The organism is Aurantimonas sp. A3-2-R12, from assembly GCF_036016755.1.
GTDB lineage: Bacteria > Pseudomonadota > Alphaproteobacteria > Rhizobiales > Rhizobiaceae > Aurantimonas > Aurantimonas coralicida_A.
The window spans coordinates 56131-62175 of sequence record NZ_JAYXIH010000025.1 but is presented as its reverse complement, the minus strand read 5'-3'; the positions used below and the strand labels follow the sequence as shown (position 1 = coordinate 62175).

At 62.2% G+C, this 6045-nt stretch carries 7 protein-coding genes; 1 reads left to right on the top strand and 6 read right to left on the bottom strand.

Features of this window, described 5'->3' with window-relative positions; translation table 11 throughout:
- Positions 1-88: 88 nt before the first annotated feature.
- From VSX60_RS14075 to VSX60_RS14050, 6 genes are all read right to left on the bottom strand, one after another.
- Positions 89-298, bottom strand: coding sequence for a plasmid pRiA4b ORF-3 family protein (locus VSX60_RS14075; RefSeq protein WP_327624853.1), 210 nt, complete (start codon positions 296-298; stop codon positions 89-91).
- Between the two features lie 220 nt (positions 299-518).
- Positions 519-935 carry an IS66 family transposase gene (locus tag VSX60_RS14070; protein ID WP_327624855.1) on the bottom strand — a complete coding sequence of 139 codons (417 nt, stop codon included), beginning with the start codon at positions 933-935 and terminating at the stop codon, positions 519-521.
- A gap of 537 nt (positions 936-1472) precedes the next feature.
- A complete protein-coding gene (locus VSX60_RS14065; RefSeq protein WP_327624852.1) occupies positions 1473-1787 on the bottom strand; it encodes a hypothetical protein in 315 nt (104 codons plus the stop codon).
- Positions 1784-1963, bottom strand: a complete 180-nt coding sequence (locus VSX60_RS14060; RefSeq protein ID WP_327624851.1) for a hypothetical protein — start codon at positions 1961-1963, stop codon at positions 1784-1786. Before VSX60_RS14060 ends, VSX60_RS14065 begins: the two co-directional genes overlap by 4 nt.
- Before the next feature lie 131 nt (positions 1964-2094).
- The gene (locus VSX60_RS14055; RefSeq protein ID WP_327624850.1) at positions 2095-4080 is read right to left on the bottom strand and encodes an AAA family ATPase; all 1986 of its coding nucleotides are present in this window, start codon (positions 4078-4080) and stop codon (positions 2095-2097) included.
- A complete protein-coding gene (locus VSX60_RS14050) occupies positions 4058-4315 on the bottom strand; it encodes a hypothetical protein (RefSeq protein ID WP_327624849.1) in 258 nt (85 codons plus the stop codon). The genes VSX60_RS14055 and VSX60_RS14050 overlap by 23 nt, the downstream gene beginning before the upstream one ends.
- 1143 nt (positions 4316-5458) lie before the next feature.
- Here VSX60_RS14050 and VSX60_RS14045 point away from each other — a divergent pair.
- Positions 5459-6028 carry a lysophospholipid acyltransferase family protein gene (locus VSX60_RS14045; protein ID WP_327624848.1) on the top strand — a complete coding sequence of 190 codons (570 nt, stop codon included), beginning with the start codon at positions 5459-5461 and terminating at the stop codon, positions 6026-6028.
- Positions 6029-6045 lie beyond the last annotated feature (17 nt).

The following is a 6045-nucleotide window of genomic DNA, read 5'->3' as shown; positions in this document are numbered from 1 at the left end:
CACGAGCAGCTTAATGCGGGTTACTTCCGGGAGGAGCCGGGTGCGGGAAAGCCGCATGCCCGGATCTGTGAGGGCGAAGCCGAATGGATTAGCTACTCGACCATTCCCTGTCGAAGGCATGGAGGTGGCCATCATGCCAGCCCATCGCCGCATGGATCGCCTGGTGCAGGTCACCGAGCGTCATCGTGCCGGGCATGACCAGCCGGCGCCAGACCGGCGGCTTCGTGCCGCGCAGCGTCACCTTCACAGTGATGATGTTCATGCTGGCACTGGTCTTCGGCGCGCTGGTCTTGGCCACGATCTTCGCATCCTGTCGGCATCAGACATTGGCGACGACGCCTCGATCCCCCATGTTTTGCATGAAGACTTTGCGGGCCGCAAGCGGGCGATGGCCCGCTCTATGTGCCGATCGGCAGATGCCGTTCGTCGAGGGTGATGCAGATGGCGTCGATGGCGCGGATCGATCTTCGGCGCGCGGTTTCGACGACGGACCTGATATCCGCGTAGAGGGTGGCGCCCTATTCGCTGCGGAAGCCGTTGGTGATCTTGCGATAGACCACACAGGGGCGCAGCGCCCGCTCCGAGCCGTTATTGGTCGCCGACAGATCACGGTTTTGGACGAAGACGAAGAGATGGCGGCGGGTTTTCTTGACGACCGTCCGCAGCTTGTCGCCGGCCGGGTGGCTCGGGACCAGGGCCATGAGGCGGTCGATCCGGCGATCGAGGTCGGCCTCGTAGGTCTCGAGCGTGGCGTCGGCGAGGCGCTCGCGCCGACGCCCGATGGCGCAGGCGCGTTTGAGCAGGCCCTTCAGGCCCGGCGCAAAGACGGCGTCGCTAGCCTCGATCGCGTATTGCACGTTGCGGATCAGATGCGCGAGACAGATCTGATGTTCTCGCCTGGCCCAGCCCATCTGGCCGCCATAGCGGTCGGAGATTCAGTAATCCGGGCGATGATCGCCGAGGAACTCTTCCACCACCGCCTTGGAGCGGTGCTTGTCGGCGACGAAGACGGCGCCGCGCCTNGGGCGATGATCGCCGAGGAACTCTTCCACCACCGCCTTGGAGCGGTGCTTGTCGGCGACGAAGACGGCGCCGCGCCTTCGCCAAGGCGCAGGCGCGGCGGGCGCTACCAAATTTCTCCCGGCGCGGTATATCGGCTTACGAATCTGCGGCCGTTGACTGTAATCATTTTCTAATCCCGATTTCCTATATTGGAAATGAAACGCTGTTGCTGGGGACGCGGGTGCGGGCCGGCGAGGCCGTGGAGATGTGCCCCGCCCCGTGGCCTTGCGGGCGTCCCGCCTTAAAACCTGCGGCGTCGCGTGCGACAGTACCGCGCCGGTCTGCGATTGTTGCCGTTACCATCCTGCGAGCCGCCCCATCGCTCACGCTTGCGCACGCGCACGCGTGAGAAAACCTGTAATAGCAATACCGAAGAGTGAGGCGCCCGGTGCTGCCTGCCGGCCGGGTAGTCATGCGCGGTACCCCATGGGCGTGTTGTCGTTCGCTGCCACAAGCCTGCGCTCCTGCGGCGAGCGAATCCGTATCCTCCACCCTCGACTCGAGCAATACCACACGGCCGCGCTGCCAATGGCTTGCGCCGTGTCGCGCGCTTCGGCGTGGGTGGCGTCCAGGGCTCGGGCCAGCCCGTCGAGCGTGGTGCCATCCTCGGTGCTGCCGATCGCCTCGCGCGCCGCCGCAGTGAGCGTGGCAAGGCGCGCGGCCGGCGTGGTGACGGGATGGCGGAAGACCGGATCGACCGGGCAGGGTTTCGCCGTAACGATCATTGCGGGCGATTCCGCACGAAATCGACGACTTCGGCGCGCGTGCCGAGGGAGTCCGAAATCAAGATAATCATTTTCGGCGAGAAGCTGGTGGCGTCAACGCCGATGGCGATGACAGGCTTTCCAGTGTCCGGGTGCAGGCCCGGCTTGGGGGTGATGGGGATCATGTGCTGGCCCATTTGTTCTCTCCTCGTTTCGGGATGCCCGATAGGGCGGTTCGTTACCCCCCCCTCACTCTCCTCACACTCCTCACTCTTCGTATTATTGAGAGTAAGGGGTGTGAGGGCTGTGAGGGGGGTAGAGTTAGGGGTTAAACCGACTTGTAAGCGCCGTATCCGCATTTCTCGGCTTCGCCGGCCTCGACCATTTTGCGGAGCAGATACCGGACATTGGCCGGTTTCATCTCTGTCGCCTCGGCAATCTCGGCCGGCGTCAACGCTCTGCCGGCGTCGTTCATGGCGGCCATGATCTTACGGCGCTCGCCGGATCGCTTCACGTCGTCGGCGTCGCCAAGGGCTGTCCATCGGCCATCCTCAAAGCGGAGCGCCTTCTCGATTTCCTCGACATCCCGCCCGCGTCCGTAAAGCTTCGCGCCATCCGAATCCCGCGACAGGACCATGGTGGAGTCGGCCGCGCCGGTTAGACCGTTCGTGCCACTTATCATTTCCAGCGGGTCGTCGGCCTCGGCCTTTCGCACGTGTGTCACAGCGATCACCGCTATCCGGTGCTCGCTGGCGAAGCGTTGCAGGGGCGAGATGGCTTCGTAGTCTGCCGAGTAGGCGTCCTGGTTGCCCTTCTTTGGCGGGCGCACCATCGCCAATGTGTCGATGACGATAAGGCGCGGATCCGCCACCGACTGCCGCCACGCGTCGAGCATTTCGACAAGGCCGGCTCCAACCTTGGGCGCCTCGGTTTGCAACCGTAACCGCGACAGGCTCGGCCGCATCGATTTCAGTCGGGGGATGACCGTGCGCAGGCGATCCTGCAAACGGCGCTGGTTGTCTTCGAGGGCGCAATAGAGGACATCGCCGGGCTCGCATTCCACGCCTAACGTCGAGCCGCCACTCGCGACTGCGACGCAAAAGCCGAGTGCGAGCCATGATTTCCCCAGCTTCGGCCGGCCGCCCAATAGCGTCAGGCCCTCTGCGAGATAGCCGGGCACCACGTACTTGACTGGGGAAAACGTCATGCCAAGCAGGGTGTCCGCGTCGATCGAGGCGAAGCGGTCATTGTCATTCGCGGCTACCGGGACATCCTTGCCCTTGCCGTTCCCCTTGTGGTTGGCCAACAGCGCCACGTGCGCGACAGGCGGGGTGGTGTCCACCCGCGCACCTCCCCCAACGCGGTCGCGTAGCCAATCGGCAGCCGCGCCGGGTTCCAGGCCAAGGCAGACGGCGACCAGACCGATCGGCGAGTACCCCTTGTTTCCGTCAGAGTGATCGCAAATGCCAGCCGGCGAGATTTCCAACGCCTGTCCGCGCTTCGCCGTCGCCAGTCCGGCACGGCGGGAAGGGCGAAAGGACGCGACTGCCAGGAATCCATCCTGATACCGCCGCAGCCTATCAAGGCCCAGCGCCGGAACCCATGCGTCGAGATCCGCGAAGGCGCGGGTTTTGATGTCCGCCCAAGGCCCATCGCCTGCCGCCGCAGGAGGACGATTGTCATTCGCCGCAGCCGGCTTCTTCTTCGAAGCTTCCGGCTCCCCACGGGCGGCCAGCAATTCGCGTGCAGCGGCCAGGAAGGTGTCCAGCGTCTCGGGCGTGATCTCGGGAAGGTCGGCAAATGCCACTTCGGTCGGCTCGCCATTGCTCCAGTCATATGGCGCGTTGGTGTCGGGGTGGATGCCATAGGCGACGAACTGGTTGCCGATGCCGAGCACCTCGACTTCGCATCGCTTGTCATTGATGAGGAATTTGCCGGTCGTCGCTTTCTTCCTCGGCGCGGTGGCGCGGAATATAAAGAGGCACTTAGGCGCCTTGCCGACGCGGCATGGGGACGCAGTGCCCCACGGCAGGTCCAGAACCATTTCCACCAACTTCATTGAAGTAGGGGCATCCGGCGCATCGATGTCGATCGCCACGAGATCGCCGGTCAACAGCCCCGTGTTGTTATGATCGGGGTGCGCCCGGATTAACCCATCGACGTGATCGGCGAGCGGCTTGAGCTTCTGCCAACCGACAATGCGAGGCGACTTCCCGGCGACAGGAATCGGGACATACCCGTTCGCGATCAATTGGTGGCGCAGGTCGGCAACCGCAAAAGCGGCGGCCGTTTCAACTATCTTCAATGATGCCACGGTTTTCCCCGTCGAGAGCTGCCATTGCGGCGCTGGTCAATTCGATTGCGAAGGCCGGCGAGAAGGTCGCGCAGGCGTTTGCGCCGCCTCGCGGCGGGTAGACACGCGGGCCGCTAGGTGTCTGGACGAGCTTCAATCCGAAGATCCTGATGTCCGGCGTCAATTGCGCATCAAAATGCGCAAGCCGTTTCGTTGCCGCGCCGGGTGGTTCCGGGCGGATCGCAAGGATTTCCATGGGTGCTTCCTTTTCTGTTGGTGTGGGGTGGTGGTGCGGCGGGTCAGGCGGTACAGGTAGATCAGCGGCGATTTGCGGTTTGCAAACCGCGCCTAACCTGTTGTTTTCGATGAGGGCAAACGCGACTTAGTTTGCAGCCAACTCTTTGAAAAGTTTCCGATAAGAAGTGACTCTTAATCAGCGGGTCGTAGGTTCGAACCCTACATCACCCACCAAATATCTTCCTGGCGCCACCTGCTGGAACACGATCCTTGCGCGCTGGTGGATATTCCGCCCGTGAGACTAACTACATGGGGCCTGGTGCGTAATCCGCGTAGCGCAGAAATGGCTAAGGGACTTTGGGTCGTCGGTTTCACAGCTTTCGGCAGACCCGGTCATGCCAGCTGCTGTCTTCCTCGACGCGATGCTCGCATCTCGCCATCGCGGCCCGTAACGCTTTATATGACGCTCCGTCTTTTATGTCGTGATGCCGGCAATACACACATCGGGCACTCGGGCTCCCACCCCTCATTCAGCCGTGTCGTTGGGCGGATCGTCCGCTTGGAAGTGGAATGTAGACACGATGGGCAACGCGGAATATCGGCTATGGGCGATACAAAATTGCGAGTCGAGGACTTGAACGCCGCGATCCCCGACTTCGGCGGGATAGCGGCACGGACGGCTCGCATGCATGCCGCGGATGGGAAGCGGTTGGTTCACGAGCATTTTAGGCGGCGTACCGAAAAGACGGGAGCGCAGCTTCGCTGGTTCCTCGGTCACGACTACGGGCGTTCCGTCGACCTCAAGAGGCGATACGACGGTGTCACAAGTTCTCCAAATGCGATGTCAGGCCAGGAACTCATTGAAAAAATATAGGATCGCCTGGCTGGAGCACGACACAACGTTCAAAGCGCGCGACAGTAACGGCTGCGGATTGTTCCGCGCCTTCAAGCTCGACGTGAGCGGTTCGGCCACGCATCACGTTGCTGACCTGCCGGGTAGGAGGTCGTGGGTCGCAGCATGAGCATCCCCAAGCTGAGGTCGAAAATTTTCGATGGGCTTTTTGCCATTTGGACGGCATCGTTCGCGATCGGGAGACTGGTATTGTGGGCAGCCGGATCACCTCCCGGACCCATTAGGGCGGCGACACGTCTATGGGTCCGCATGGCGCTGGTCGGACTGAAATATGTGGTCCGATTGCGGTATGTCGAATGCGGTCGGGAGTTCATTCCGCATGAGCCCTGCCTCATTATCTGCAACCATCAATCCACGTGGGAGACGCTTGCCTTTCTTGTTCTCGTCCCGAACGTCGCGATTATCGCGAAGCAGGAATTACTGCGAATTCCAATCGTGTCGTGGTATTTGAGAAAATCCCCGATGATCATCATTGATCGCGAGACAGGCGCAAGAGCCCTGAAGACCATGCTCGAACAAAGTCGGGCAGCGCTTGCCAGCGGCCGCTCGGTGCTCATCTTCCCGGAAGGTTCACGCAAGTCGGACGTGGAGCCGATCCGGTTCAGGCGCGGCGTCGAACTGCTTTACGCCAAGCTCGGCACCTCGGTCCTGCCAGTGGCGGTCAATTCGGGGAAATTCTGGGGCCCCGGCCAGCCCTATAAGCGAAGCGGTACGATCGTGGTTTCATACTTGCCACTTATTTCACCGGGCCATCCGCCCGCGGAATTCAGTCGCAAGGCCGAAGCGGCCCTCGAAGCGGAGCGGACGAGGATCGGCTAGACTCAGCGTCGTTGTCT

Coding starts and splice junctions, on each gene's coding strand:
- VSX60_RS14065 (WP_327624852.1), bottom strand. CDS start 1,787: ATGATCGTTACGGCGAAACCCTGCCCGGTCGATCCGGTCTTCCGCCAT.
- VSX60_RS14060 (WP_327624851.1), bottom strand. CDS start 1,963: ATGGGCCAGCACATGATCCCCATCACCCCCAAGCCGGGCCTGCACCCG.
- VSX60_RS14050 (WP_327624849.1), bottom strand. CDS start 4,315: ATGGAAATCCTTGCGATCCGCCCGGAACCACCCGGCGCGGCAACGAAA.
- VSX60_RS14045 (WP_327624848.1), top strand. CDS start 5,459: ATGGCGCTGGTCGGACTGAAATATGTGGTCCGATTGCGGTATGTCGAA.